The organism is Candidatus Shapirobacteria bacterium, assembly GCA_041659325.1.
Lineage (GTDB): Bacteria > Patescibacteriota > Microgenomatia > UBA12405 > UBA12405 > JBAZYN01.
This window is the reverse complement of sequence record JBAZYN010000002.1, coordinates 40,127-66,830: the sequence shown is the minus strand read 5'-3', so window position 1 is coordinate 66,830 and position 26,704 is coordinate 40,127. Positions and strand designations below refer to the sequence as shown.

Here is a 26,704-nt window from a genome sequence, read left to right as displayed (position 1 = left end):
CCGCTCTTTATCCCTGCCGTTCTAATTCAACAATATACATTTCTCGTCTTTTCCGAAACTCATCTTTGGCCCACCGAAAATAATATTTTTTATCAGAGTCCGACCACAGAGTATACTTCTTTTTAAAAAATTTAATAAGCCACCTCACCCACTTTTGGCTTTCCACATCGCGAACCAAGGCCAATTTTTCAAAAAAATCCACATGCCTTTTTAGATTCCACCTCTCGAGTCTATCCGCATCTTTTAAAATTTTTGTCTCCAAATAAGTTCTAAAGGGCATGTGTACCGTCATGTCCCTGGGGTGGTTTCCGATTATCCAAAATACTTTTCTCAACCTTTTGTTCTCCTCTTTCCCCAGTTTTACCTCTCTTTTGTAAACTTTTGCCGACCCCCACCCGTCCCATATTTGGTTTACCAAAACAGATACAATGCTGTCCGGCATCCTGGTTGATTTCCACACATCATGCCAGCAAATCGCCACCAATAGTATTTCAAAATTAATTCTTTCCACTTTTACCTCTTTCGATTCCAAAAACCCATCAATGTTTTCCAAAATATTTTCAACGTGTTTTTCGTCGTGTGCCGGGTCAATGCTCTTTTTCATCCTCTCTATACCCTCCCGGCACAGTCTCATCGATAGCGGGGAAATTTCTATCCTGTATTTTTTAATAAACTCATTTAGTCTTTCCATATTTTTCCTCAAACCTTTCGGTTAGCGAATAACAGCACCCGCAAAAAAATTGTTTATAAAAACCCGACGTTTTCATTTCCCTGTTAATATTTTCTATCTTCAAAAACTCCACCCCCCCTTCTCCTCCGATTTCTTTGGCCATTTTCTCGATTGTTATTCTGTTTTGATATTTACTAGATAAAAGTGTTGTAGAAAATTGTTCAAAGCCATTTTCTTTGGCGTATTCCGCCGTTTTTATAATTCTCAAATACCAGCAATTTTTACACCTATCCCCATCATTTTTTACTCTTTCAAAATACTCATCTGGTTTCCAGTCGGGGACAATTAGTTTAATTTTATTTTCCAGAGCAATTTTTTTGACCGCCGCCAATCTTGATTGATATTCTGCTCTCGGATGGATGTTTGGGTTGTAGTAAAACAGGGTTACGTTATTACCGACGGTGGCAATGATTTTCAAGGCACAATCCGCACAGCAGGTATGAAGCAGCACTTTCATAATCATCAGAATAACTTCGACCCAAAAATCAATGTCCCGATTATCGCCGACATTATCGCCGTAACCAGTACTGCCCCCGCCGCCAAATCCCGGGTTGTCTTTGTCGCCCGATAATCCAATCCCTCTTTGTCTCTAATCACATTTGCTAGATCCTCAATACTGGTGTTGATAAGCTCGGCCCCCATTACCATCCCAAAAAGCAAAAATATTACTATCCACTCCCATACCACCAAATCAAACAATATCCCAAAAAATATCACGCTTAATGCAGTTAATCCGTGAATTTTCATGTTCCTTTCCCGAAAACCCTCAACAATTCCGTCCCGGGCATATTCAAAACATTTAAAAAACCTTTTTGTTCTTTTCATAGTCTAATTCTAACTTATTCCGGTGGAATTTAATCAACAACAACATCTCAAAGACTTTTCGCCTTCGCGAAATTGGCGAAACGTAAGAACGTTTATTCTACTTCGTAGAATATTACGTTCACGTTTCAAGCAACGTTTGAATTATAGGCAAAACGTATAATTTTGTTTCACAAAATTGACGTTTCAAGCCACGTTAATTTGCAAAGCAAATTTTACGTGGCGGAGGGTACAGGGGTCGAACCTGTTATCCGTTGCCGGAACTGGTTTTCGAAACCAGCGCATTACCGTCCTGCCCACCCTCCTCTGGTGCGCCCGAGAGGGCTCGAACCTCCAACCGTTGGTTCCGCAAACCAATGCTCTATCCAATTAAGCTACGGGCGCAAATTGCCTGAATTATACCAAAAAAAGATAAACCTGCCCTATTGTGTTTTTTGCCTTTTCTCAAGCGGTAGATGGTTGCCAAACCACTTTACAGTTTTATCCATCGCCGAGGGGGGATTCTCCGTTAAAGGAATTTTTCTTTTCATAATGTCCAAGAGCTTTTCTTTGTCGGCAGGGTTAATCACAAACGATATTTGCCTTGGAAACCGAAGTTTTGTTTCAATAAACATCATCTCGCTATCCAGGCTGTTTTTAAACCAAAACCTTTCCAAAACATCCCATGTATAGTTCAGTTCTCCAAAATACAAACCCCGGTTGGTAATCTTGTAATTTACATTTTGCGGGGGGACAGTAGAAAGAACATAATAAAGAAACAAAATAGAACACAAGGCAATAATCAGCATGCTTTCGCCGATTAAAAAAAGAATAATTCCCACGATTACCAAAATAGAAATTGCCGTTACCCAAAAATCCTTATCCCTATTTTTAAAAGCTCTTTCGGCCGCCACCCATTCAAAAACAGTTTTCTCTTCGCTCGGATCGGTAAAAATATAGTCGTCCTTTTTTCCTTTCATAGCTACACTTATTCTAAAGCATTTTTCCAAAATTTGATATACTAGAACGCACTGTGGGTATCCAGGAAGGATGCGGCGAATGGTAAGCCACGGGTTTGCTAAACCCGCGTCAGAAATGGCATGAGGGTTCGACTCCCTCTCCTTCCGCAGCGTAATGCCGACAAAGTCGGCAAACGCTGCTGAAACATTTAAATTTCTGAAAGAAATTTATTACGTTTCGCCTTCTCTCGCTTCGGGGCACAATATTCGCAGTATTGTAACAAAAGATACCATTGGTTAGAATAAATTATGAAAAAAGAAGACCAAAGAGTTTTAGTCGTCGCGGGTGTCGTTATTAACCAAAATAATAAATATCTTTTAATTCAAGAAAAAAGCTATAAGTATATGGTCTTTGGAATTTCCCTGCTGGACATGTCGACGTAGGGGAATCTATCGAACAAGCCGCTATTAGAGAAGCAAAGGAAGAAGTTGGTTATAACGTTGAATTAATTAAGAAAATTTGTGTTATCCATAACTCAGCTAATGAGCCTGTAATACACGCTTTTGAAGCAAAAATAATAAGTGGAGATTTAAGTTATCCAAAAGATGAAATTCTTGACGCTAAGTGGTTTTCTTTTGAAGAAATAAAAAATATGAAAAGTGAACTACGAAATAGTGGGTGGATTATTGAGGTACTTAATATTTTTGAAAAAGGTTGAATTGTTATAGGGAAGGAAAGTTTTCATACCCCATGGAACACCCCCGGGTATCCTCCAAAACATCATGAAGCAAAGCAGCACTAATAATATCCTCATTATCGGTATATTCTGAGACAATCATGGCCACTTCAATTGGATGAATGATAAACGGAGTAACACCATCTTTGCGGTATTGGCCATCATGTTGAACAGCAGCCAATCTTAAAGCTTTTCGAATTTTAGGAGATAGAATCATATTATTATTTTTCAAAAAACTCTCTGGTGGTTTTTGTTAAATTCTCAAAGTCCTCATAGTCATGTGTATTATTGCGTGGAATTTTCACTAGGTGGCAATCAAGTGGACTATTTTCTTCCAGTGTTTTTGTCAATTCATCAAAACTATAAACCGGGTCGAATTCATTTTGAATAAACATTGTCGGGACAGCAAGCGTCCTTAAGCACTCATTTATTTCTTCAAGCTCTCTTTTACCAGCCCGATAGGGAAATCCGCAAATCACCATTTTCTTTGTGTGTAGGGTTCCCTCCATAATATTTTTTAAAGCCAATACCGATCCGATTGATTTGGCAAAAACAAAACAATCTTTTATATCTTTTGCGAGTTTGGCTAATTTTTCTGATTCTTTATTTAGGTTTATCCATTCTTTTCCGGATTCCCAATGATCGTAATACAAAATATCACCCTCGGAAAACGAATCAAAGTTGAATTTTACCTTTTCAATCCAAGTTTTATTATTAAGGCTATTCCCGGCCAGGTAAATTATTTGCATATTAGAATTCACTTTCTGATAATTTCCCTCGAATTTCAATTTCAGTCATATTTATTCCAAGACAGCGAAATCTCCGACCGTGAGGTCGGAGATGAAGCTATTAATAACTAAGCATTGCTCGACAAAAGCGGAACACAAAACCCCGATCGTAAGATCGTGAGTTTTTTATAGGTCAATTATAACTCAATCCATAATATATTTTGAAACCACTCTTAGTCCACAATAAACTACAAAATCCAAACTTTAATCTAACGATTCTTCTTCTACTCATCGGATTTTTACAAAAATCTTTGTCTGGTAAGTTTAGGTACACTGGAATTATGTTGGAGTTAGAGTTGATGGATTGGCACCCTGTGTGATTTTTGGGACCGGAATGTTCTAATTTTGTTTTGTAGCCATTAATAATTAAGGATTGTTTCCATATTTACCACCCGTTTAGCAATCGCTTCACCGATTTCACCCCATTTTAAATACTTATTAAGCTCTGCAATTTTCACAAATTTACGTTCGTTCAAAAGCCCTGTTGCCGGGTCAACCGTTTGAGATAATATTTTTTTTATTTTGCAATAAAATCGGGCCTGGTAAAAAATAACACCGTCGGAAAAAACTACTTTTTGAACCCCCAGGGGTTTAATTCGCTCAACTTCAATATCGACTTCTTCTATTAACTCCCGTTTTAATGTTTCAATCGGGGACTCGTTTCCTTCCGGTGTACCCCCGGGTAAATTCCAGTTTGTTTTCCCTGGTGCACGGTATATCAGGGTTTCTTTGTCGTCATTTACACAAACGCCATAAGCTTGTTTTATTGGTTGAAATTTTTTCAAATCATCCGCCGGAATCCAAGTATAAGTTACCTTCTGGCTACTCCATTCAACGACTGATGAAATTTTCATTTTTTACATCCTCCCCACGTACTCGCCGGTATTTAGAAAATTATTTTTATAATCAGTCACTAATTTTTTAGTTAAATCCTTTGGCTTTAAATTATTCGGAAGCTTATCCATATCCAACCACGTACACCAAACAGAATTATCGGTATGTTGAGGGTCAAAAAGATGTTCCAATTTTTCTGACTTATCAATATTTCCTAATATAAACAATTCCACACTATGCTCGTTTTCTTCGGGGAGAATAAAGTCACGGATATAAAGAATTTTATTAAACGCAAATGTGGCCCCGTCGCACTCTTCGGCCACTTCTCTAATACAGCCCTCCAGCACCGTTTCTCCGTATTCTAAATGCCCACCAATATAATGATAATAATCATGTTTTTGTCGGTACTGAACCAAAAGCTTGCCGTCTTTGATAACAACGATTCTCAATCGAACATTTATTTTATGATTTTCCATATGCACCATTATATTCCTGCCACTTTTACCAACCAGTCACGTATAGCAATTTTTTGTGGACAGAGAGGTTCACACTTACCACATTGTCTGCAGTTAGAAGCTTTCTGCAAATCGTCAAGACTGCCATACTCTTTGGCACTGGTTTCGTGACAATCAAACATTTTCATCTCATTATAGATTTCAAAATTACGGGGGATATTTACCCCAAAAGGGCATGGAAGGCAATATTTACAACCGGTGTAGGGAATGGGCGAATATTTAAAATAAGACGGGCGATATTTCATAGTAGTTCAGATTATACATATTATTTCTGGTAAATTCGATTCAAAAAGGTTAAAATTCACCCAATTATGTCCTACTTTAAAGATTTACCGTCACTGCCTGATTTTCCGGTCTTAGAGCAAGAGCTTGTAGAGTGGTGGTATCACCATGATTTTGTCAACCGATATCTCCACAAAAACGATGCTTCGGAAAAAAATTTCAGTTTTATTGACGGCCCCATCACCGCCAATGGCCCCATGGGAGTTCATCACGCCCGGGGGCGGACATTAAAGGATGTTTTTCAGCGTTATAAAAATGCCTGTGGGTTTGCGCAGCGTTTTCAAAATGGTTTTGATTGCCAGGGCTTATGGGTCGAAGTCGAAGTCGAAAAAGAAAACGGTTTTAATTCAAAAAAAGATATCATTGACTTTGGTCTGGATAAATTTACCACCTCCTGTATCGAAAGAGTCGATAAATTCAGTAATTTGCAAACAGAGCAGTCAAAACGTCTTGGCATGTTTATGGACTGGGAAAATTCCTATTACACCAATTCAAAAACCAACAATCTTTATATCTGGTATTTTTTGAAAATTATTCATCAAAAAGGCTGGCTAGCCAAAAATAAAAGTGCTACTACCTGGTGTCCTCGCTGCGAAACCGGTCTTTCTCAGCATGAAGAAGCCGACGGCTACAAAGAAGTCACCGACGACTCAGTCTATTTAAAATTTAAACTGTTAAATCGGGACAACGAATATGTCTTGGCCTGGACCACCACTCCCTGGACTCTTTCTGCCAATGTGCTTCTGGCCATCAATCCCGGCTTTGAATATGTCAAAGCCAAAATTGATAATGATGTCGTCTACCTGGCCCGCTTGGCCGCCGATCGGTTAAATATCACCGACTACAAACCTATTGATGCCAATAGTCTTGTCGGCCTCGAATACGAATCACTCTACAAAATTCCCGCCCAGGAAAATGTTAAACACTCCATCGTCGTCTGGGACCTAGTCGACCCCAAAGAGGGAACCGGGGTGGTTCACATTGCTCCTGGTTGCGGCCAGGAAGATTATCTCTTGGGTAAAAAATTGAAATCAGCCATGATCGCTCCCCTCGACGAAAGAGGCTATTTTGTCGAAGGTTTTGGGGACTTAACTGGCCTTTACGCTCACAAAGTAAACCAAATCGTTTTCGACTATCTCAAAAAAACCAATTCACTTTACAAAACTGAATCGATCACTCACCGCTATCCTCACTGCTGGCGCTGTCGCACCAAGTGTCTCTTTAGACTCGAAGATAGTTGGTATATCAAGTCCGATGAAATCCGCCCTCTCATGAAAGAAGCCGCCAAAAAAGTTAATTGGCACCCCAAATATGTCGGTCGCCGCATGCAAAATTGGTTGGATTCAATGGAAGATTGGATGATCAGCCGTAAACGTTTTTACGGTTTGGCCCTGCCTTTTTATGAATGTTCCTGTGGTGAGTTGACAGTTGTTGGCAGCCTAGAGGAGCTAAAAAAACTCGCAGTTGATTCTGAGCAAGCGAAGCGCGTCGAAGAACTTCCTTCCCTTCACCGTCCCTGGATCGACCAGATTAAGATTATCTGTCCCAAGTGTAAAAAAGAGGTCACTCGTATTCCCGATGTTGGGGATTGTTGGCTCGATGCCGGAGTCGTCCCTTTTTCCACTCTAAAATATCTTGAAGACAAAAATTATTGGCAAAAATGGTTTCCGGCCGATCTGGTTTTAGAAATGGTCGAGCAGGTCCGCTTATGGTTCTACTCCATGCTTTTCTTTAGTGTTGCTTTCGAAAACACCTCCCCTTATTTAAACGTGGTCGCTCACACCGAAGTCAGAGACGAAAAAGGCGAACGGATGAGCAAAACCAAAAAAAATGGTATTCCCTACGAAAATGCCATAACCAAAATGGGGGCCGACGCCATGCGCTGGCTGTATTGTCAGCAAAAATCCCACACCAACGTCAATTTTGGTTACAACATCGCCGATCAGGTCAAAAGGGATTTTATTTTAATCCTTTGGAACTCCTATCGTTTTTTCACTCAGCATGCCAATCTGGAAAATTGGCAGCCGGATAAAAATTCGTTAACTCCCCAAAATTCCGGCAATGTTATGGACAGCTGGCTTTTGTCCCGGCTAAATTCCACCATTTCCAAAACGTCCAAAAGTCTGGATAAATTCAATACTTCGGCTGCCACTAAAACCATCGAGAAGTTTGTCAACGACTTGTCCACCTGGTATATCAGGCGCAGCCGCGACAGATCCGACAATCATGAAATCCTATTTTTCTGTTTTGATAGTCTTTCCCGTCTTTTATCACCCTTTGTTCCATTTTTGTCGGAAATTATCTTTCAAAATCTTCACGGTTTTGACCTGGCGGCCTCCATCCAAAGTGTTCACCTACAGGACTGGCCGGAGTCAAAAAATGACTTAATCAACGCCACTTTAGAAAAACAGATGGAGTCTGTCAGAAATATCTGCCAACTGGTTCACGGCCAGAGGCAAAAGTTTAACATTAAACTCCGTCAGCCGCTTGCCAAAGTTACTGTCGACTCAAGCCTCAAACTGGATCAGGGGCTGATAGATGTCATCGCCCAGGAAACCAATGTCAAAAAAGTCATCTTTGCTCCCCAAACGGAATTGTTAAATGTAGTTTTGGATACCGCTTTGACCCCCGAGCTTATTTCCGAGGGCGAATATCGTGATCTTATTAGGTCAATCCAGGTATTAAGGCGTGGAGCCGCTCTAAAAATTGACGACCGGATCAAAATTTTTTCACCCTCCTGGCCAAAATCCTTTGAGTCCCAAATCTTGAAAAAGACTCTCGGTGTTTCTATTGAAAACGGTGACACCCTAAGAATAGAAAAGGTTGAAAAATAGAAACTTATCTCCTCTCTCTTAAGTTCGAAAATGTACTTCATATTTACTTAATTATTCAAATTAGTTAAGCTTCCTCATGACTATCGGTCTTTTTTTGGGAACACTTTTCTTTTCCCTCGGCTTGGATAAAATATTTTTGTATCTACTAAACAAATTCAGCTCAGTCAACATATTTTCAAAGTCATCTTGGGAGGCGATTCCTTCGTTTTCCCGGCAATTAGCTCAGGCCAAGTCAATCGACATAATTGAATACGGCTTACTTGTTCTGGTAATTGCCATTTTGTTTGCCTTTACTCTAATTTTTATTAAACATCGCCAGAGAAAAGCACGCCTTTATGATTGGTTATATTTTGGGGTTTCTCTTTTATTTTTTGCCCAGGTGAATTTTGTGGATTTTTCCGGAACCTTGGTCCTGGCTTTCTTTGTCCTATTTCAATTTATGTTTTGGACGATGCTAATGTCAAAAGGGGAGGACAAAGAAATCGTATTTAATCCCAAGTTATTCACCAATGGCATTTTTCTTGGTCTGGTTATGATGCAGGTGATTCAAAAATTCAACTACTCACTGATCTTGCCGCTATTTGTCCTGGGCTTTATGCCCTTACTTTATCATTTATTGCCTTTTCGTTTTTTACAAAATCCCAGTCATCTACTGTTAATTTTTTTGGTAATAAAACCCGGAAATTTTTATTGGCTTCTGTTTTTATTGATAATAACCGCCATTTTTGTGGTTATTACAGAAATAATGAAATCAAAAAATAAGGAAAAGATATTTAATTTTATTTTTAAAATATATCCTTTTGCGCTGATTACTATTGTGGCCTTTAATCCTCTCTATTATCGGTCAGATTTGGATTCTGTCGAAGAAGGTTTTTGGTTGGGGTGGTTACAGCGTCTTTTAAACAATCAAATCATCTATAGGGATTTTATGGCCCACCAACCTCCTTTATTGGCTTGGACTCTAAAGTATTTTGTATTATTGACAGGAGCCACCGTTGCCAACGTGAAGCTTTTCTTTCACCTTCTTCAGATAGTTGCCTATTTTATTTTCTATTCGTTAATAAAAACCATTATCAACAACAAAGTCGCTCGGATAACAATTCTTACTATGATAATGGGTATAAGCAACGGATTAACAAAAAACAACGTAGAAATCAGATTAGCCATGGGTTTATTACCCTTAATTCCATTGTTTAATTACATAAATTCCAAAAAAAATTGGTGGCTGATTTGGGCAGGGATTGCCAACGCCTTGTCAATTTTTATTAGTCTAGAAGTAGGTATTGTGTCATTTTTATCAGTCAGTATCTATTTAATAACCACCCAAAAAACCAAGATAATAAAACCTTTCTTTTATTACCTATGCGGACTGCTGACAATAGTTACCCCCATCTCCTTTTTTCTTTTTTATCACGGGGCTTTTCTCGACATGGTCGGACAATTAGCCTATTATTCAAATGCATTCTCGAATGGTTTTTTTAATTTGGCGGTAGAAAGAAGCAACCTTTTGCAGTTATTAGATTGGAGAATTGTCAACAATTATTTGGGATCAATAGAAATGTGGTGGCAGTTCAGCCAGCTTACAATTATCGGCTCCCTTTTTTGGGGGATAAGCAAATCGATTAAAGAAAAAAAAGAAAATCCGAATACCGGAATTGTTATAACCCTTTGTCTAATCGGTTTATTTCTATTTAGAAGTGCTTTAGGTCGATCGGATTGGTGGCATCTGCTCTTTCCCCTGATTATTGCTCTGATTTTGTTTGGTTTCCTGGTTGAAAACTTATGTAAAAAAATATCCATGATTTTTGGCATCAGCCTTATAGTTTTTACCCTTATTTTAAACCGAAGTTCCTTCAACGATTTTTTTATATATAGCCAGGTGGAAAAAATCCAATCTTACGGAAAAATACCCGGAACTTTTAAAAATTATAAAAATTCAAAATTTGGAATTGCCGTCGACCAGGGAACCGATACTGCCGCCATCGATGATTTAATAGATTTTCTTTCCCAAACTCCCTCCAATCAAAAAATTTTCGCCTATCCTTGGATGCCGGAAATATATTTTCTAAGCGGAAAAGAAAATGCTACCAAAAATGATACCCCCTATGGGTTCTTTACTCTGGCCCACCAGATTCAAATGATAACCGATTTAGATAATAATCAAAAAGCCATAATAATTTATAATCCAAACATGAATTTTGCGGACTTATCACCTCTCAAATTGGAATTGATTAATAACTATATTCTAAATAACTATCGAACAACAAAAATATATGGAAAATTTGAAGTAAAAGAGAGAATTTAAAACAATTCCAAGAAACTCATCTTTATCTTCCAGGTTCAATCAAGCTTACTCCGGTCATTTCCGGCGGTTTAGGGATTTCCAAAATCTCCAAAATCGTCGGTGTTACGTCTTTTAATGCTCCACCGCTTTTTAATTTTATATTTTTAAATTTGGGATCGTCGTCCACGACAATAAACGGCACCTTATTGGCCGAGTGAGCCGTTTCCGGAGTCCCGTCCTTGTTCATCATTATTTCCGCATTGCCATGATCAGCTGACACCACCACTAATCCGCCCTTTTGCAGTGTCGCCTTTGTTACCATTTCCACCGCCCTGTCACATTCCTCAATTCCGACAATCGCCGCCGGGATATTCCCTGTGTGTCCGATGATATCCGGATTGTTAAAATTCATCATAATAAGGGCATACTTGTCGCTGTTTATGGCCTCCACCGCCCCTTTGGCTATATCCATCGTATGCATTTTTGGCTGCAGATCATAAGTCTCAATCTTATCGGAGGGAATTAGCATTCGGTCTTCCCCCTCAAATGGCTCCTCTCTCATTCCCGAAAACATTGTTGTTACATAGATCCATTTTTCCGTTTCCGTTACCCTGAATTGTTTCAGCCCTGCTTTACTTATAATCTCTCCAAAAGTATTGGTCGGATAGTCCTTTTCATAGGCATAAGGTACCTTCATCCCGTCGTAATACTTGAAAGTCCCCACAAATTTAATATTTAATTTTTTGCCCCGGTCAAAGTCAACAAAGTTATCTTCAGTAAAAGCTTGAGTAATTTCTATCGCCCGGTCGGTTCTGGCATTTGCCCAAATCAGGGCATCCCCGTCTTTTATTTTTCCCACCGGCTCTTGTTTTTCGTCAACTATTACCGTTGGTTTTATAAACTCATCGCTTTCAACCAAATTTTCCCCTCTGTCTTTGGCTTCTTGGGCTCGCTTATACGCCGTCTCAATTGCTTCCTGAGCACTCTTGGCAAAATATTCCGCTTTGCCCTCCGCCATTGCCCTGTAACCTATTGCCACCCTATCCCATCTATGGTCCCGGTCCATAATCCAGTATCTGCCCATCACTGTTCCTACTCTCCCAACTCCGGTTTTTTCAAAAACTTTATTTAGCCGGTCAAGATAAACTTTTGCCTCAAATGGGGGAGTATCCCGCCCATCGCTAAAGAAATGAACCACCACATCAGAAACCCCGTTTTTTGCCGCCATCTCAATTAAAGCATGCATAAACACATCATAACTGTGTACTCCAGAGTTAGACATTAGTCCGGCAATGTGTAGCGTCGATTTATTTTTTTTTACATACTCCATCGTTTCCAAAAATACCTTGTTTTCCATAATTTCCCCGCTGCTGACTGCATTGGCGATTTTATTTTGTGGCAAAAACACATTTCTTCCCGCCCCGATTATAAAATGTCCGATTTCCGATGCCCCCTGATGCCCCTTCCAAAGCCCGATTGCCTCACCCCCCGCCCCGATTTCTGTATACGGGTAATTCGCCTTGAGGTAATCCATGTATGGCGTTTTAGCCACGCTTATGGCGTTCCCTGCCCCCGCCGGTGCTATTCCCCAGCCGTCAAGGATTATATAGACTACCGGTTTTTTCATTTCTTTCTTGTGGGTTGTTTATTAATAATTATCAGTTTTTATCCTTTGTTTATTTTCTGCCAAACTCCTATCCTGGTTCATCCCAGGTCTAACTCGGGGAATTTTCTCCTTAGTATATTTTCTGTTGCTGGCCTGATTTCTGTATCATCCCGGGGAGGCCAGTCATATATTACAGATCGGCCTCCCAAAGCTACATCGTTGTCTCCCCTTACTGCCACTCCCAAATCCACTTGATTTGTTCTTACAAAAGCGCGGTCTGTTGGCCACCCTTTTTCTTTTAGCATCCTTTGATAAGGCATATCTAAACTTGGAACAAAGACTACTTCATCATTAACGCGAACAAATAAGCTTTCTCCTACCGGAGGTTCCTGTATCAAATTCTTACTTTCCACTTATTTCCTCCTCAATCCTCATTAACCTATTATACTTGCAAACCCTCTCGCCCCTGGTTGGTCCGACTTTAATATAGGTGCTTCCCACGGCCACCGCCAAATCAACCATAAATGTATCATTTGTTTCTCCTCCTCCGCGGTGTGACGGCACCGTCATCAATCCATGCTTATTGGCCAACAAACAACAGTCCACCGTTTCCGTCAATGTGCCCGCCTGATTTAATTTGATCAAAATCGCCGTTGCCGCCTTCATCTCAATTGCTTTCTGCCACCTTTTGGTATTAGTTACTGTCAGATCATCAGCAATCAGTGGTATCTTACCGTTAATTTTTTCGACTAATTTTACCCAATTATCCCAATCGTCCTCATGAAGCATATCTTCCATTGTCGCGATTGGATACTTGTTTAACCATGAATCGTAATATTCAATTAATTCTTCGGCTGTCACCACTCGGTTTTCAGTTTTTAAATTATATTTTCCGTTTTCATAAAATTCAGACGCGGCCGCGTCGATTGACAACGCCGCCTCTGTTTCCGGTTTATACCCCGCCATTTCTATTGCTCTCAATAATAATCCCAACGGCTCTTCATTTGATTTCATTGCCAAAGGGGCAAAAGCGCCGGTAATTGTTACATCGGGCTGTTTAATTCCCGCAAAAGCAAAAGCCCCCTCATTGCCGACATTAGTGTTAATTTTTAATTCTTTAAAAATGCTTTTTAATTTCCCATAAATTTCCATTTCTCTTCTCACATTTTCTCGGGCGCTATCATCCAACTGCATCGATACCATATATTCCTGCAAATCGGTTGAATTATCGGCGTGTTTTCCACCTTCGATCATTACAATCATTGGTCTTGGCAGTCTTATTTCCCCCTGCTCTATTCCAAAATTTTTTCTCAAATACAAATACAAAGGCAATTTTGTTTCCTCAGCCGCCGCTCTGGCCACCGCCATCGATACTCCCAGCATTGCATTTCCCCCGATTTTTGATTTATATTCCGTTCCGTCAATCAAAAGCATCTTTTCATCAATCTTTCTCTGATCATCCGCCTCCATCCCTGTTAATTCTTTAACCAAAATTTCATTGATATTCGCCACCGCCTTCAACATTCCTTTACCGTTATACCGACTTTTATCTCCATCCAAAAGTACCGTCGCCTCGTGACTTCCGGCCGAGGCCCCATATGGTACCGATGCTTCCCCGATTGCTCCGCTTTCCAGAATAACCGTTGCTTCCAGAGTTGGTTCTCCGCCACTGGCTAATATTTCCCGGGCATAAATGCTTTTTATTTTTGACATGTAAAAATTTTATAAATTTGTAACAAATATGTAGGTTATTATAAACCCTCTATCCTGATTTTTTCTCCCTGGTTTTGAAATTCAAACCCCACTTTTTGGTTTATTATCTCTTTTACCAGCGGATTTGTTGATGGTAGCAGTCCGAGTTCAAAATCTTCAATTTCTTTTGTTACCAGAATTTCTTTTTTCCTGTTTGGCCAAACCAAGACCAAATTTGCTCCTACTTCAATCTTCTCAAAATCAGTTTTTATTTCTATTTGGGAAATTTCTTTTATAGCCTTTTTCCATCTCTCAACTTCTTTCCCTGCCATTTCAGCTCTGTCCTCGATTATCCACCGGCTAACCGAAATTCCCGCCGATTCCATCGGCCCATCTGCTAATCCTATTTCCAGGCTATACTTTTCCCGCTCCCGCTCCGATTGTTTTAGCCTTTTTTCAAATATAGTTATCAGCTCTTCTTTCTTCATCACCTATTTTATCCTAGTAAACTTTTTAAATCCCTCTTGCTAAAATGCAAAGCCAGGTTATAATATTAGCAGTCTCGCTTAGTCACTGATAATTATAAGTTTACCAAACAAAAAAATATGACAGGTATTCAAACCAAAATCCACCCCGCTTCAGGTTATGTTTTAGTCTCCCCTCAAAAAAAGGAGAAAACTACTCAATCAGGTATAGTCTTGCCCGATTCCCACGAGGACAAGCCCCAACAGGGTACAGTTTTGGCCATTGGCCCCGAAATGGTTACCGACTACGGTGCCAAAAAATACGCCCCTTGTGCCGTTGGTGACGTAGTTATTTATCGTGAATGGGGTGGCAAAGAATACAAAGAAGAAGAAAACGACCTTTTAATTTTAAAGTTCGACGACATCATGGCTACTATTAAATAATTACCAATTACTAATTACTGATTACCAATTACCAAAAAAAATGGCAAAACAATTAAAATTCGGCACAGAAGCCCGACAATCTCTTTTAAACGGTATTAACATTTTATCCGATGCCGTTATTACTACTCTCGGTCCAAGAGGCCGAAACGTTGCTATCGACAAAAAATGGGGTGGCCCAACCGTCATCCACGATGGTGTTTCTGTCGCCAAAGAAATCGAGCTGGAAGATGCCTATGAAAACATGGGTGCTCAATTGATCAAGGAGGCTGCCTCCAAAACCAACGATATTGCCGGAGACGGAACTACGACTGCCACTCTTTTAGCTCAGGCTATTGCCAACAAAGGTCTTCAAAATGTTGCCGCCGGTGCCAACCCCATGATGGTTCGTCGCGGTTTGGAAAAAGGCCTCAAGGCCATTCTTGCCGAACTTGACTCTATGAAAAAGGATATCAAGATCGATGACAAAGATTCTATCGAGCAAGTAGCCACCATTTCCGCCGGAGATGAGCAAATCGGTAAAAAAATTGCCGAGGCTGTCCTAAAAGTCGGCCGTGACGGTCTGATCACCGCCGAGGAAGGCAAAGGTTTAAATCTTGAAAGCAAAGAAACCAGCGGTATGGAATTTGACCAGGGTTTCCTTTCTCCCTACTTTGCCACCAATACTGAAGCCATGGAGGCTGTCATCGAACGCCCCTACATTATTATTACCGATAAAAAAATCAGTTCTATCCAGGATATTCTTCCTTTTCTGGAGAAATTAGTTAAGTTAACCAAAAACTTTGTCATTATTGCCGAAGATATCGATGGTGAAGCTCTGGCCACCTTGGTTGTCAATAAACTCCGTGGTACCTTTAACGCCTTGGCGGTAAAAGCTCCGGGTTTTGGAGATCGCCGCAAAGCCATGCTCGAAGACATTGCCGTTTTAACCGGCGGAAAGGTAATTTCCGAAGACACCGGTGCCAAATTTGACAACACCGATCCTGCCGAATATTGCGGTCAGGCCGATAGTGTTACTGCCGACAAAGACAAGTGTCGGATTCTGGGTGGAAAAGGCAGTGCTGGCGACGTCAAAGCCCGTGTTTCTCAGCTTCGCGCCCAAATGACCAAAACCACCTCCGATTATGACAAAGAAAAATTACAGGAAAGAATTGCCAAACTTGCCGGCGGCGCTATAGTGCTCGAAGTTGGTGGGGCTACTGAAGTCGAGATGAAAGAAAGACTTGAAAGGGTTAAAGATGCTATCGACGCCACCAAAGCTGCTGTCGAAGAGGGGATTCTCCCTGGCGGCGGTGTTGCCCTCCTGAAGGCTTCTTTGATCATCGATAGTCTGAAGCCGGAAACCGAAGAAGAAAAAGTCGGTTTTGCAATTCTTAAGTACGCTCTCGAGCAGCCGGTTCGTCGTCTTGCCGAAAATTCCGGTGAGGATGCTGGCTATATTTTTAACAAAATCCGCGAGGCGGTAGAGGCCGATAAAAAATCAGATTATGGTTACAATGCCGCCACTGGCGAAATGGGCTCTATGACCAAATTTGGTGTCCTCGACCCGGCCAAAGTTACCAAATCTGCTCTAATCAACGCCGTTTCTGTCGGTACTATGATTTTGACTACCGATGTTTTGATCACCGATGCCCCGGAGAAAAAATCAGCCGGGCCTGCTATGCCTTCAGGTGGCATGGGCGGTATGGGTGGTATGGACATGTGACGAATGTCATTCAAAGAACGTCGAACAATTTCAAAACCCCGTCGTCCTGACGGGGTTTTTGTTAAAATAAGCCATGAAGAAATTTTTAACTTGGTGGGCCGGTGGTCTTCTGGTTATGGCTATTTTAATTAATACTCTGGTTCCTGACCCCGCCGAAAAAGAAAATACTCTGGGGGGTTTAGGTATTGCCGCTGTGGTTAGTTTATTTTTTATTTTCAAGTCACTAAATGATCAGTGGTTCGGCACAATTACCGAAATTAAAACCGAAAAGAAATATCAAGCCGATGATGACGGCCAGGGTGAAGTCTATGATGTTGACTATGCCTATATTAAGCTTACAAATGGTAAAACCAAAAAAATTAAATCTAAAGGAAATTGGAAAGTGGGCAATAATTTAGAAAAACGCCGCGGTGAGGCCGAAATAAGGGTTTTATCTTCATGATGGACACCGGGTATTTTTTGGTTGCAATTCTATCCTTTTTATCCGGCTCTATCCCTTTTGGTTATATTTTGAGTAAAGTCAAAGGTGTTGATATTACCAAAAAAGGGAGTGGAAATATCGGTGCCACCAATATCTCTCGTGTATTTGGTATTAAATGGGCAATCCTCGTCGGGCTTTTCGACGTTTTAAAAGGGGCCATCCCTGTCTATGTCGCCAAACGTCTGGGGTTTTCCGATTGGCAACTTGTAGCCGTTTGTCTCTTCCCAGTTCTTGGCAATGTTTTTAACCCTTGGCTTGGTTTCAAAGGCGGCAAAGGGGTCAGCACCACTTTTGGTGTTTTGTCCGTGTTGCTCGGGTGGCGTTTAGGCCTAATTTGCCTTCTTGTTTGGATTGCTCTTCTGTATCTCATCAACCTCATGAGTCTTACAAACCTCCTGCTTATACTTTTCGCCCCATATCTACTGTATAGTCTCCATGGTTTTAGACTTTCACTCGTTGGTTTTATTATGATTTTAATTATTTGGTATTCTCACCGAAAAAATATCACCCGGCTTATCTCCGGTCAGGAACCCCCACTTTTTAACCGTCCATGAATTCTCTCAACCTTGAAAATTTATCCCAAATGTTTTTCCGTGCCGCCGAAAAAGTCGATGAAAATAAACACCAGATTAACCTTACCAATTTTTTCCCCGTCCCCGACAAAGACACCGGCAACAATTTAAGCCAAACCCTAAATGGCATCAAAAGGGCTCTAATTTCAAAAAATTTTACCGACATTAATGATTTTCGATCTCTTGCTCTGGAAGGGGCGCTCGACTCTGCCTCCGGCAACATCGGTATAATTTATACCGGATTTTTGGTAGGATTTTTACAAACATTTCAGCAAATTCCCATCGAAATTAGCAATTTAGCCACCGCTTTTCAAAACGGTTTCAAGAAAGCCCATACTTCTATTCAAAATCCCAAAACCGGCACTGTTCTCGATGTTATAAAAGCCGTCTCTCTCTCTTTTGCCGTAGAGAGCAGGAAAAACAAAAACATAATTCTCGCTTTTCAAAACTCAATCAAATCTGCCTCCAAAGCGGTCGATGCCACCAGGTCACATGTCGGGATTTCCGGTAAAACCTCTTCCGTTGATGCCGGCGGTTTAGGTTTTTTAATTGCTCTGGAAGGTTTTTTGGAAGCCCTAAATCACCAAGATGTCCATGTCGTTCAAAAGCAAAAATTCGCCGACTCTCCGGTTGTCGCCATCTCCGACTCCGGACGTTTTGAAATTATTTGTCTCCTCAAGCCCTCTGTAAACAATTTTGATTGTCTGAAAAATTTGGGCGATTCTCTGGATATTATTACTGTCAATCAAAAAACTAAAATTCATATTCATACCAACCATCCTGATCCTGTTATCAAAAAGATCAAATCCCTAGGCAAAGTCCTAAAAATAGAAAAACAGGATCTTTTAGAACAAATCTCCGTCTCCGCCCGTCTGGGTGGTATTGGCCTGATTGTAGATGGTGCCGCTGATTTGCCAAAGAACTTACTTTTCCAATACGATATCCCCGTTGCGCCCTTCAGGATTATTAAATCAGGCAAAGTATCAACCACTTCCCAGCCGTCACCAAAAATTTACCATCAGCTTTTTCAGTCGCATTTAAAAAAATACCAAAAAATCATTTGTCTTACTATTTCCTCTCTTTTATCCGGATCATACAACAGCGCCCTTCAAGCCAGAAGTTTACTTAGCCTATACGACCAAAGAAGAGTTCACATCATCGACTCTTTTTGCGTCAGCGGGGGAGAGGCCATTTTGGCTCTCCAAATTTTAGAGCTGATTGCTAAAAAACAAAAAGCCAAAATAATTGTCAAAAAAATCAAAAGCCAGATTCCAAAAATACACACCATCGCCCTGATTGATGATCCAAAGTGGGCCGAAATGGGTGGCCGCCTAAGTCATACCAAAGCCAATATAGTTCGGGTTTTAAAAAAATTAAAGCTCAACCCTTTTCTTCAGATAAAAGACGGTGTTATGAAAAATGCCGGTCTGGGTTTTGGGGGCGGGGATCTCGCCCGGGTTATGTTTGACCGTCTAAAAAAATATGATAAACCAAACTATCGCCTCCAAATAATTATCACCCATACCGCAAACCAAAAGCTCGTAAAAAACCTACAACAATTACTCGAGAATTATGGGATAAAAGTAATTTTTTCCACTGTCACTTCTCCTGTTTTAAGTGTCCACTTAGGCCCCGGTTCAATAGTTTGTTCATATGTCGATAATTAACCCCATTGTTATTTCTTATCTCATCGGTTGTTTCCCCACTGCCCTGATTATTGTCTATCTTTTTACCGGCCAAGATGTCCGCTCCGGGGGCTCGGGCAACATGGGCGCCCTAAATACCCTAAGAACCGTCAAGAAAGAAAAAAGAAGTATCCTTCTTGCTGCCGTCGCTTTTTTGATTGTCGCTCTGACGGATATTTTTAAAGGAATTTTGGTCCTAAACCTTTTCCCCGATAGTCCCGTTTTAGCCACCTTTTTTGTCATCCTTGGTCACAATTATCCGGTTTTTCTGAAATTTTATGGTGGCCGGGGAGCCGCCACTCTTATGGGGATAATTTTCTACTATCAGCCGATAATGCTTATTGTCTGGCTTCTCACCCTTGTTATTTTTATGTATTTAACTGAGTTCGTTTTCTTTATCAAAAAGAAATTCAAAGGTCGTTTCCCTTCTTTTTCACACATCATCTCTGACCAAATTTTGGGTCGCCTGATAGGGGAAATATTTGCCCTCGTCCCAATATTTTTAATAAACCCGACTATGTTTTTACCGGTTCTAGTCGGTACCATCCTTGTCTTGATTCGTCATCACGGCCGGCTCCAAAAACAGTTAAAAGCAGTTTTATTTTCCAAATGAAAAATCTAATTCTTTTAAAATTAGGTGGCAGCTTAATTACAGACAAGTCAAAGCCCTATACTGCCCGCGACGATGTGATTCGCCGTTTAGCCATAGAAATAAAAAAATCCAAATCTTCAAAATATCAACTCCTCATTTCTCACGGATCGGGTTCTTTCGCCCACACTCTGGCTAGTCAATATGGCACTGCCGACGGTGCAAAAACAGAAGACCAGATCAAGGGCCTATGTCAGGTCCAACAAGTGGCCATCGAAATCAATCGTATCGTTAATCGTATTTTTTTAGACGAGGGGCTAAATGTTTTGTCTTTTGTCCCTTCATCCTTTACTACTTCGGATAACAAAGACTTAAATTCCCTCTACATCGATCCGATTGTAATCGCTCTGAAACTTGGGATAATTCCCCTTGTTTTTGGCGATATAATTTTGGACAAAAAAATCGGCAGTTGTATTTATTCCGGGGAGGCCAACCTTGATAATCTTATCCCGCCGCTTCAATCAAATGGTTTTTCAATTTCCAAAGTCATCCAGGCCGGTACCACCGATGGTGTCTACGACGAAAACGGAACCACAATTCCAATAATCACCCCCCAAAATTTTCCTTCTCTAAGATCTGCCCTTAAAAGCTCAACCGTCGCTGATGTTACCGGCGGTATGCTACACAAGATCGAGGAGAGTTTAAATATGGCCAAAACCGGCACCGATGTTTTTATCATCAACGGCACTCACCCTGATAATTTATTCTCCGCCATCGTCTCAGACGATTGCAGTAAATCTACTTTAATCACGACTAAATAAGAGTGAAAGCCACCGCTACCTCTCCGTCAAACATTGCCTTTATTAAATACTGGGGCAACCGCCACCACGATCTCCGTTTGTGCTGGAACGACAATATCTCCATGAATTTAAGTAACATGTTGACCACTACCACCGTCGAGTTTTCGGGCGAATTCAAAAACGATTCCCTGGAAATTGCCGGCAATCAGGTCGCCGCCACCGAACTTGCCAGAGTAGTTAACGTTTTGGATCTTATCAGAAAAAAAAATAATATTTCCCATTTTGCCAAAGTAGCCTCCAAAAATTCCTTTCCCATCGGCACTGGTCTTTCTTCATCCGCCTCAGCCTTTGCTGCTCTGGCGCTCGCCGCCTCTGCCGCCGCCGGTTTGAAATTATCCGAAAAAGAGTTATCAATTTTGGCCCGCCGCGGCTCTGGTTCTGCCTGCCGCTCTATTCCCTCGGGTTTTACCAGGTGGCTTGCCGGGTGCACCGACCATAAAAGTTTTGCTGTTTCCGTTTATCCATCCTCCTATTGGAAAATTGTCGATGTGGTGGTTCTGGTTTCCAATTTTAGAAAAGACATTGGTTCCACTGATGGCCACAAGATTGCCCACACCAGTCCATTTTTAAAAACCAGGCTAAAAAATCTCCCCGCAAAAATTGCCCAAATTAACGAATTTATCAAAACCAAAAATTTTGAAAAATTTGGTGAATTAGTCGAGTCCGAAGCCCTCGAGCTTCACGCAATCATGATCACCTCCACCCCCTCCCTGATTTATCTGACCCCCGAAAGTATCCGGCTTATGAAACAAGTTCAGTCATGGCGCAAAGAGGGGATACCGGTTTATTTCACTCTTAACACCGGTCAGGATGTCCATCTGATTTGCGAGCAAAATACTGTCGCCGAAATTACAAAAAAACTTCGATCTCTGGATTATGTTAAAGACATTATCGAAAATCATCCCTGCGCCGGCGCTCATCTGGTCGAAAACCACCTATTTTGATACAATACAGCTATCTTACCCGCCGTAGCCTTGGCGTAGGAGGGCCGGTATGCTCTTTTAAGTCTATGACCCGGTAGTAAAGCGGTTATACAGCGGTCTGCAAAACCGTTTAGGTGGGTTCAACTCCCACCCGGGTCTCAAGTCGTGCTATCCCGCCAAAGGATGGGGGTGTTTATCGTTCCTATCGACGATTTCCCCTCCATTCCATTTAATAACAAACATTTTGCCACTGATTATTGGAGAAGGTTCGCGGTGAGAGTATCCTGTACTGGGTCCAACGACTACCATCATTCCTGGCCCTAAAGGTACCGATTGTTGGTGATCTATTTCATTTGTAGGAGGAGCGTTGTTAGGTTGAATATCAACTACTGTTCGATTTTCAACACAAACGTAAATTTCAGTCGTATCATTATGTCCATGGAGAAGTTCTGCATTTTTATTATCGGCCACTGCTGCTCTAGCTTTTGTTTGTTTTTCTTCTGATAAATTCCGAAGGCTCCATGGAGTATATTCTGTGCCCAATCCGGCGGTGATAATTTCCGTAACCGATCCCTCTTCAATTCCGAAATGAATCGAAGGAGGGATACCAAGGTTTTGGCCACCAACCGAAGTCCAAGAACCAAACCAGGCAGCATGACTAGTTGGATTAACCGAAACCGGAAGAATAGTTGCCTTAGTATTTTCTTCAGAAAGAGTTGCCGTTACTTCCACAATCCAAGCCCCGCCCTGGACTTCCCCAAGATTCACAGATGCTCCGGCAGGGATGTAAACCAAACTTTTTGAATCAACAATCTGGCCTTCCAGAGATGCTGTTCCGTTATCAACCAAAACAAATCTGGCCATGCCGGTATTTACCCTTAACGCTTCTCTTAACCCTTCCCCTTCGTAGTGTCCCACTGAAAGTTGTCCTTTTTCGCCAGCCAAAGTTTCTTTTCCGTCAGTCCAGACATATTCCTGTTTTTTTTCATCCCATTCGGAAAATTGATACCTTGTGGCAGTGGGAAATTCTTTTGTTTGTACTCCCCGTTCTATACCCATTTTTATTAATGAATTCTAATAAACAACGATAGTGTAACCTATAAAAAATACAAAATCAATTAGAAATATTGCAGAACTATTGGTAATTTGTTACAAACATACGGATTCAACCGTCAGGTCTCAAGCCTATTTTTCTAAAATAAATTTAACTAAAGGTTTAGAAAATATCGTCAAACTGGCCGCACTACTAATTACATGTTCTCCCGTCGGCACGGTTATATTCTTTGCTCCTTCAATCGTTGTCGTATTTTGAGGTACCAATTCGTCACCTAACAATGCATGAACGGTCATAATTTTTTTTCTATCATTTTCATCAAATAACTTTTCTACTTTTTCTGCCAAGATAACTGAATCCCGAAAAGCCGGATAACCTTTTGTTCTTTCTTCAAAACCTCGGAAGCCTGTCATTTCACCCTTTCTTAAGCGGGCACATAAAGTGATTACTTTATCAACTTTATTTTTATTTTCGACGAAAGCATTGATTACCAGACTTCCTCCGGCACTCACACCTACTAGAGAAACCTTATTCCCCATTGCTTCTTTATCAATTAAATCTGACAATCTTTTTAGTTTATCCTGTAGTTTTTCTTCACTTTTCCAGTTAGGTTGAAAAAATATCACTTTTACTCCTTGCCTTTTCCATAGATATTCCACGGTTTTAGATTCCCGGTTTTCTCCCAAACCCAATACGATTATCGCCGTATGATTAGTTTTTCCCAAAGAGTTATTATTTATCACAATACTAAGGGTAAACACTAAACAGAATAATATCGCCACCGCCACACCACCAACCACATAATTCATACTAAGATCTTACTCCAATTCTCCTGACTTTATTATCAACCCCAAAGCAATTAATTATTAAGCCATTGCACTACTATCTGGCAATTCCATAGTCCATCTCTTCGATTTTAGAACCACCTTAATTTCGTCCTAACCTCTCATCCCCACCAATATCAATTTTTTTCAATTTCGAGAGTGTTCGCCCCTCTGCTACCCCCTCCACAAACTCACCAAGGGCACCTTGTATTTGACTATTAACATTTTCTATAGACAACCCGGGGTTTCTCATATTCACATGTAGTACCGGGTATCCCATCGAATAAGCGTGTCGCATCACTTCCGCCACCCTTCCTCTCCATTTGTTCCACTCTTCTTCTGGGTCACGCATACTCTCCCTCTCCCCAAACGCCGCCCTTCTGGGAATTTCTTCCATCCAATCCCTAGAGGTCGGGGCTAGCAAAATCAACCCCATTGGAGGAGAATGTTTCTCCATGAACTTCAGATCAATTACAGAATAAGGCCCTCCAGACATCAGCACTATAGTATCCTCAGAACAACTCTCGAGAAATCCTTTAAATATCCAGTCGGCCACTTCCTCCGGAATGGGTAATCTATTGTCATAATTATGTTTAATTTCCCCCACCAGTTGTCTCCCCGACAGTTTATTCAAACGAGTATCTTCGCTCTCAACCTTCGCTTCTTCCAATTCTCTGGCAAAAAGTACCTCTGCTCCGGCAGGATCATCCGTTTCATAAAGCCTATCCCTGATATATTCACCGATTGAAAACTTTCTCACATCTTTGCCCGATAAGCTTGAAACCAGTCCATCAATTACAGTATCCTTTCCTATTCTGTGAGGCCCGATTACTCCAATGATTTTAGGGCCTCTTCTTTCCTTCTCAATTTCTTCTCCTATACTCTCCCGATCCATAGCTCAGGCTTCCTCGATGATATTCAAGTTATCGTCAAACTTATGATACGTAAACAATACTTCATGCTCTTCGTCCCCTATAATCATTCTAATATGTCTCTTTAAGTCCGGGTATAACTTTGGGTTATTTATAAGTTCATCAATCGGCATCCACATCGCGGTTCCTTCATCTGACTGGACAATTTGTCCCAAGAATTCGGTAGATGAGAATATGTATACCAGATACATTCTTTCCCGGTATTCGTGATTGTGTGTCGCCAAAACTCTTAATTTTGGATTTGTTACCTTTATTCCCGTCTCTTCAAAAGTTTCTCTAATTGCAGTCTGTATCGGTGTTTCATTCGCTTCTTGCTTCCCTCCGGGCAGCATATACCAACCGGGAAAATCTTTCTCTTCCTCTCCTCTTTTAATCACTAGCACTTTACTCCCATCCATTACAAACATATTTGTTGTAGACACCCACTTAAAATCTCCACCCATATCGTATTTTACTCCGAAAGTTCAAAAATTGGTCCACCTATCCCGGTTCTACAATCTTCGAGGTACCCGCAATATTCAGTTTCGAAGTTTATAAACAAACCCATTCCGGCTCCAAAACCACAAAGGGGGATGCATCTCAATTGGACTAATTCCTGAGCCCTCCAAAGCATCTCTCCATCGTTTTGATATTTCGTCCCTACTTAGTCTTTCTGCTTCCGCGATGCTAATTAATCCCAAAGCCACTGAACATTTAATCACATGAGTATCTGGGGCAATCTCAATTAATTGTCTATTCTTAAGGGGTATCCTTCCGTAAGTGCCTATAATAAAACTCCAGTAATTAAATATCTTAGGTCCGGATAAATAAGGAAAGCCTCTTTTATATTTTTTTTGAATCAATTCCTTGATAATCTCCAAATCAAAATTCGTTGATTCAAACAAGTTTTTGAAACTACCCCAGTTATTCAAAATTGTCTCCGAAATGGTTTTCCAAGTATTGATGTGTTTATTTGGTTGAAGAGCAACTTTATATTTCAGTAACTTACTTCTTAATTCTTCCGAGGACATCTCCGATACCGATTTTACATCAAATATGTTTTGAACTGCCTTATCCTTGTACGCCTTAAGTGCGGCTTCCCATAATTTGTAACTGTCTCGCTGGTAGTTAAGACTCATTGGCAAAGTAAAATAGGCAAGTCTTAGTTCTCCATCATCTTCGTCAAACCCAGGGTTGCTGTCTTCCGGCATAGTGCAGATACCTAACAAACCGTTTTTATATGCCCGAATTAGTTCTTTGCATTTGACTAATAAATTGTCTTTCACTGTCAGATTTTACACCCTGTTCCTATCCTCCTAATCTCTTTATCAGTCCAAAACAAGGTCATTGTTCAGCTGTAATCTTTATTTTCTGTCTATCCGAAAGTTCTTCTTTGTTATTCCGATATCCTTAACTAGCATGCCAAAATAAGCGTAAATAAACTTTAATTCTCCATTTATGGAAATTTCTTCAATTTCTACCGACCCCAAACCCATTAATTGTTTATAGTCAATCGTTTTTGGTAGTCTCATACAGATATTTTTCCAATCTCTATCAGTCAATAACTTAAATAATTTATCCGTAGCTGGTGTAGTTTTATCCAAGTCATCCGTATGATCTTGTCCGTAGATACCGGTTTCAGACCATGTGACATCCGTACAAACAGCCCCAATCTTGTATTTATTACAAATTTTGTTAATAACCTTTTCGTTTTCAATATCTCCGGTTATTAAATCGACTCTGTTTATTAAATTGTTTAATTGTAGATTTTTATTTGCCGCTACAATTCGAATTGGATTAATATCAACCGCAATTACCCGGCTAAAAACTTTAGCCAAAAACACAGTAAGAGATCCTATCCCGCAACAAATTTCCAATATACTTTTATCCCCGGTTTTAGAAAAAATCCTTCTTGCGATATATTCGGATATTTCCTGATAGTTCGTCACGATTTGTCCTTCTTTATCCCCCCACAGCTCAATATCTCTAAGCCTTTTTCCAAATCCTGCCTCAGAAGAACTTATTAAGTGGTCACTTTTCATGATCTGATTTTACTCCAATTCCGCTTTTTCTTGCCAATCTCAAACCAGGCAATGGTTAAGTTATATTTTTCTTTTATTACTCCACATCATT

Annotated in this window: 30 protein-coding genes and 4 tRNA genes; 13 read left to right on the top strand and 21 right to left on the bottom strand. The window is 40.6% G+C overall.

Translation table 11 applies throughout. The annotated features are described in order from the left end of the window. Positions 1-7: 7 nt before the first annotated feature. From WC841_03515 to WC841_03490, 6 genes are all read right to left on the bottom strand, one after another. Positions 8-691: a hypothetical protein gene (locus tag WC841_03515; GenBank protein MFA5828395.1), complete on the bottom strand. Its 684-nt coding sequence runs from the start codon at positions 689-691 to the stop codon at positions 8-10. Further along, positions 675-1,187, bottom strand: coding sequence for an epoxyqueuosine reductase QueH (locus WC841_03510; GenBank protein ID MFA5828394.1), 513 nt, complete (start codon positions 1,185-1,187; stop codon positions 675-677). The genes WC841_03515 and WC841_03510 overlap by 17 nt, the downstream gene beginning before the upstream one ends. 5 nt (positions 1,188-1,192) lie before the next feature. Continuing rightward, complete coding sequence (locus WC841_03505) at positions 1,193-1,555, bottom strand: diacylglycerol kinase family protein (protein MFA5828393.1); 363 nt, start codon at positions 1,553-1,555, stop codon at positions 1,193-1,195. A 217-nt stretch (positions 1,556-1,772) separates the two neighbouring features. Beyond that, positions 1,773-1,857 (bottom strand) — tRNA-Ser (locus WC841_03500). A gap of 2 nt (positions 1,858-1,859) precedes the next feature. Then, positions 1,860-1,936: transfer RNA gene (locus WC841_03495), tRNA-Arg, on the bottom strand. Positions 1,937-1,974: 38 nt separating this feature from the next. Next, positions 1,975-2,511 carry a hypothetical protein gene (locus tag WC841_03490; protein MFA5828392.1) on the bottom strand — a complete coding sequence of 179 codons (537 nt, stop codon included), beginning with the start codon at positions 2,509-2,511 and terminating at the stop codon, positions 1,975-1,977. A 64-nt stretch (positions 2,512-2,575) separates the two neighbouring features. On the opposite strand from WC841_03490, the gene WC841_03485 reads away from it, so the two are divergent. Both WC841_03485 and WC841_03480 read left to right on the top strand, forming a co-directional pair. Next, positions 2,576-2,658 (top strand) — tRNA-Ser (locus tag WC841_03485). A 141-nt stretch (positions 2,659-2,799) separates the two neighbouring features. After that, positions 2,800-2,934, top strand: coding sequence for a hypothetical protein (locus WC841_03480; GenBank protein ID MFA5828391.1), 135 nt, complete (start codon positions 2,800-2,802; stop codon positions 2,932-2,934). A 279-nt stretch (positions 2,935-3,213) separates the two neighbouring features. Here WC841_03480 and WC841_03475 read toward each other — a convergent pair whose 3' ends face one another. The 5 genes from WC841_03475 to WC841_03455 all read right to left on the bottom strand — a co-directional run bounded on the left by WC841_03475 (position 3,214) and on the right by WC841_03455 (position 5,609). Next, entirely contained in the window at positions 3,214-3,444 is a 231-nt protein-coding gene (locus tag WC841_03475) for an HD domain-containing protein (protein MFA5828390.1), read from the bottom strand. A gap of 4 nt (positions 3,445-3,448) precedes the next feature. Continuing rightward, positions 3,449-3,976 (bottom strand): hypothetical protein, encoded by a 528-nt coding sequence (locus WC841_03470; GenBank protein ID MFA5828389.1) that lies wholly within the window; start codon positions 3,974-3,976, stop codon positions 3,449-3,451. A 398-nt stretch (positions 3,977-4,374) separates the two neighbouring features. After that, on the bottom strand, positions 4,375-4,869 hold the full coding sequence (locus WC841_03465) for an NUDIX hydrolase (protein MFA5828388.1): 495 nt from the start codon (positions 4,867-4,869) through the stop codon (positions 4,375-4,377). A gap of 3 nt (positions 4,870-4,872) precedes the next feature. Beyond that, positions 4,873-5,325 carry an NUDIX domain-containing protein gene (locus WC841_03460; GenBank protein ID MFA5828387.1) on the bottom strand — a complete coding sequence of 151 codons (453 nt, stop codon included), beginning with the start codon at positions 5,323-5,325 and terminating at the stop codon, positions 4,873-4,875. Between the two features lie 8 nt (positions 5,326-5,333). Beyond that, on the bottom strand, positions 5,334-5,609 hold the full coding sequence (locus WC841_03455) for a 4Fe-4S dicluster domain-containing protein (GenBank protein MFA5828386.1): 276 nt from the start codon (positions 5,607-5,609) through the stop codon (positions 5,334-5,336). 66 nt (positions 5,610-5,675) lie between these two features. Here WC841_03455 and ileS point away from each other — a divergent pair, with 66 nt between their 5' ends. Both ileS and WC841_03445 read left to right on the top strand, forming a co-directional pair. Beyond that, entirely contained in the window at positions 5,676-8,480 is a 2,805-nt protein-coding gene (ileS, locus tag WC841_03450) for an isoleucine--tRNA ligase (protein MFA5828385.1), read from the top strand. Positions 8,481-8,556: 76 nt separating this feature from the next. After that, positions 8,557-10,785, top strand: coding sequence for a glycosyltransferase family 39 protein (locus WC841_03445; GenBank protein MFA5828384.1), 2,229 nt, complete (start codon positions 8,557-8,559; stop codon positions 10,783-10,785). A gap of 22 nt (positions 10,786-10,807) precedes the next feature. On the opposite strand, the gene gpmI is transcribed toward WC841_03445, so the two are convergent. The 4 genes from gpmI to WC841_03425 form a co-directional block, all read right to left on the bottom strand. Then, the gene (gene gpmI, locus WC841_03440) at positions 10,808-12,391 is read right to left on the bottom strand and encodes a 2,3-bisphosphoglycerate-independent phosphoglycerate mutase (protein MFA5828383.1); all 1,584 of its coding nucleotides are present in this window, start codon (positions 12,389-12,391) and stop codon (positions 10,808-10,810) included. Positions 12,392-12,468: 77 nt separating this feature from the next. After that, the gene (locus tag WC841_03435; protein ID MFA5828382.1) at positions 12,469-12,768 is read right to left on the bottom strand and encodes a hypothetical protein; all 300 of its coding nucleotides are present in this window, start codon (positions 12,766-12,768) and stop codon (positions 12,469-12,471) included. Between the two features lie 4 nt (positions 12,769-12,772). Further along, a complete protein-coding gene (gene eno / locus WC841_03430) occupies positions 12,773-14,083 on the bottom strand; it encodes a phosphopyruvate hydratase (GenBank protein MFA5828381.1) in 1,311 nt (436 codons plus the stop codon). A 38-nt stretch (positions 14,084-14,121) separates the two neighbouring features. Then, entirely contained in the window at positions 14,122-14,550 is a 429-nt protein-coding gene (locus tag WC841_03425) for a hypothetical protein (protein MFA5828380.1), read from the bottom strand. A 117-nt stretch (positions 14,551-14,667) separates the two neighbouring features. Here WC841_03425 and WC841_03420 point away from each other — a divergent pair, with 117 nt between their 5' ends. From WC841_03420 to WC841_03380, 9 genes are all read left to right on the top strand, one after another. Continuing rightward, positions 14,668-14,970: a co-chaperone GroES gene (locus tag WC841_03420; protein MFA5828379.1), complete on the top strand. Its 303-nt coding sequence runs from the start codon at positions 14,668-14,670 to the stop codon at positions 14,968-14,970. A gap of 40 nt (positions 14,971-15,010) precedes the next feature. Then, entirely contained in the window at positions 15,011-16,672 is a 1,662-nt protein-coding gene (groL, locus tag WC841_03415) for a chaperonin GroEL (GenBank protein ID MFA5828378.1), read from the top strand. Positions 16,673-16,745: 73 nt separating this feature from the next. After that, complete coding sequence (locus WC841_03410; protein ID MFA5828377.1) at positions 16,746-17,114, top strand: hypothetical protein; 369 nt, start codon at positions 16,746-16,748, stop codon at positions 17,112-17,114. Beyond that, entirely contained in the window at positions 17,111-17,707 is a 597-nt protein-coding gene (gene plsY, locus WC841_03405) for a glycerol-3-phosphate 1-O-acyltransferase PlsY (GenBank protein ID MFA5828376.1), read from the top strand. The genes WC841_03410 and plsY overlap by 4 nt, the downstream gene beginning before the upstream one ends. After that, positions 17,704-19,392, top strand: coding sequence for a DegV family protein (locus WC841_03400; protein ID MFA5828375.1), 1,689 nt, complete (start codon positions 17,704-17,706; stop codon positions 19,390-19,392). Before plsY ends, WC841_03400 begins: the two co-directional genes overlap by 4 nt. Continuing rightward, a complete protein-coding gene (locus WC841_03395; GenBank protein ID MFA5828374.1) occupies positions 19,379-20,023 on the top strand; it encodes a glycerol-3-phosphate acyltransferase in 645 nt (214 codons plus the stop codon). Before WC841_03400 ends, WC841_03395 begins: the two co-directional genes overlap by 14 nt. Continuing rightward, positions 20,020-20,820 carry an isopentenyl phosphate kinase gene (locus WC841_03390; protein ID MFA5828373.1) on the top strand — a complete coding sequence of 267 codons (801 nt, stop codon included), beginning with the start codon at positions 20,020-20,022 and terminating at the stop codon, positions 20,818-20,820. The genes WC841_03395 and WC841_03390 overlap by 4 nt, the downstream gene beginning before the upstream one ends. Before the next feature lie 2 nt (positions 20,821-20,822). Then, entirely contained in the window at positions 20,823-21,803 is a 981-nt protein-coding gene (gene mvaD / locus WC841_03385) for a diphosphomevalonate decarboxylase (GenBank protein MFA5828372.1), read from the top strand. Positions 21,804-21,870: 67 nt separating this feature from the next. Next, positions 21,871-21,941: transfer RNA gene (locus tag WC841_03380), tRNA-Cys, on the top strand. 9 nt (positions 21,942-21,950) lie between these two features. Here the strand turns inward: WC841_03380 and WC841_03375 are convergent. From WC841_03375 to WC841_03350, 6 genes are all read right to left on the bottom strand, one after another. Continuing rightward, complete coding sequence (locus WC841_03375) at positions 21,951-22,841, bottom strand: hypothetical protein (protein ID MFA5828371.1); 891 nt, start codon at positions 22,839-22,841, stop codon at positions 21,951-21,953. Between the two features lie 126 nt (positions 22,842-22,967). After that, entirely contained in the window at positions 22,968-23,579 is a 612-nt protein-coding gene (locus WC841_03370; protein MFA5828370.1) for a hypothetical protein, read from the bottom strand. Between the two features lie 184 nt (positions 23,580-23,763). After that, the gene (locus WC841_03365; protein MFA5828369.1) at positions 23,764-24,555 is read right to left on the bottom strand and encodes a hypothetical protein; all 792 of its coding nucleotides are present in this window, start codon (positions 24,553-24,555) and stop codon (positions 23,764-23,766) included. Positions 24,556-24,558: 3 nt separating this feature from the next. Further along, positions 24,559-25,035, bottom strand: coding sequence for an NUDIX domain-containing protein (locus WC841_03360; GenBank protein ID MFA5828368.1), 477 nt, complete (start codon positions 25,033-25,035; stop codon positions 24,559-24,561). A gap of 75 nt (positions 25,036-25,110) precedes the next feature. Further along, the gene (locus tag WC841_03355; protein MFA5828367.1) at positions 25,111-25,857 is read right to left on the bottom strand and encodes a hypothetical protein; all 747 of its coding nucleotides are present in this window, start codon (positions 25,855-25,857) and stop codon (positions 25,111-25,113) included. Positions 25,858-25,935: 78 nt separating this feature from the next. Next, positions 25,936-26,613: a methyltransferase domain-containing protein gene (locus tag WC841_03350; protein ID MFA5828366.1), complete on the bottom strand. Its 678-nt coding sequence runs from the start codon at positions 26,611-26,613 to the stop codon at positions 25,936-25,938. Positions 26,614-26,704: the final 91 nt, after the last annotated feature.